The organism is Massilia sp. TWP1-3-3 (assembly GCF_049897805.1).
Lineage (GTDB): Bacteria > Pseudomonadota > Gammaproteobacteria > Burkholderiales > Burkholderiaceae_D > Telluria_A.
In genome coordinates this window covers 1-1,243 of the sequence record NZ_JAFCWX010000110.1, presented here as the reverse complement: position 1 = coordinate 1,243, position 1,243 = coordinate 1, and the positions used below count along the sequence as shown (strand labels likewise).

Below are 1,243 nucleotides of genomic sequence, written 5' to 3'. Positions count from 1 at the left end.
AGGGATAGTAAAAATCCATGCTGGGCGCCGCGATTTTAAGGTGATGTCAAGTGTTATTGTGAAAAAATCGATAATAATTTACTGAAGTGCACGCCCATCGCTAACTTGGGTGGATTGGGGAAGGGCCTGGATTGATGAACGATGTGCTGGCGCCAACGATCACGCTCGAAATACAAACTGGAAAAGGACGACCTGGCCAGCCGATCAATTCGAGTCTGTCGGACGAGGAGATTCTTCAGCTTTGGCAACGCGTTTCCTCAAGCCTGAAAATTCGCGCTACAGGCACGGTAAGCGGCGGCAAGACCGCCGCTGCCTCAAAAGTCGCGCTAGGACAACTTGCCGCAACGGGTAGCGCTTGTCCACAAGCTGGCTTCTGGGAATGCAAGGAATCAGAAAACGTTGTTGGCGGATCGCGCAGATTCTTCCGGGAAGGCGAAAACATGCCTCCCGCGACCCTGACCGCGCCGCCGAGTTTTTGGCGAAAGCTTAGCGGCGAGTCCCGTTCCGAACATATTTCCACAGTCTGGAGGCTGGTCGATTACACCACACTACCCGATGAAGATGAAGTCGATAGCAATCCTGAAATTGGCGGCAAACCTGCACTGCCAAACTCTAGCAATGTTGACGATTCTACCCCCGGGCGCGCCTGATAGCGCCAAATTGTCCGTCAGGACGACTTTCGGGACCAAGTTCGTTTTAACTAATGAAGTCTGACTTTGGAGCATCAAGTTGCTAAACGCTATTCGCCTAGGAGACTCGACAACGCACGGCGGAAAGGTTGTCCGGGTCGCGGCAACAAATTACATAATCGATGGCATACCCGTGGCTCGGGTTGGCGACCTGTGCTCATGTCCAATCAGCGGCCACGACGGGTGTACCATCGCTGAAGGAAATCCCATCCACCTCATCGACGGCATTGCCGTTGCATACGAAGGCCACAAAACCACCTGTGGGGCTGCGCTGATTGCCACCCAAGCGATATTTGCTTCGAAATAGTCGTGCGAATGAACGCGGTCGCACTTCACGGTCTGTGCTGTTCCGACATAATTGAGTGGTCCGGCCAACAATACCCGTCGGCCGCATACTAGCAACTTGCGAATCACACAGACGCTTACTACGGAGCTCGGTAATTTGCAAGCTAGTTGTCGCCTAAAAGCGGTTTCTACGCTGCTTTTTTGAGTTCTGGATTTTTCTCCTTTTTGGTGAGGGTCTCCGTGGCACTTTTTTCCGGATTGAGGTGCAC

Annotated in this window: 2 protein-coding genes; both read left to right on the top strand. The window is 52.8% G+C overall.

Annotated elements, in window-relative coordinates; genetic code table 11:
* The first annotated feature begins 134 nt into the window (after positions 1-134).
* Entirely contained in the window at positions 135-650 is a 516-nt protein-coding gene (locus ACP7D4_RS28035) for a T6SS immunity protein Tli4 family protein (RefSeq protein WP_426212715.1), read from the top strand.
* A 79-nt stretch (positions 651-729) separates the two neighbouring features.
* Entirely contained in the window at positions 730-996 is a 267-nt protein-coding gene (locus ACP7D4_RS28030; RefSeq protein ID WP_426105912.1) for a PAAR domain-containing protein, read from the top strand.
* Positions 997-1,243 lie beyond the last annotated feature (247 nt).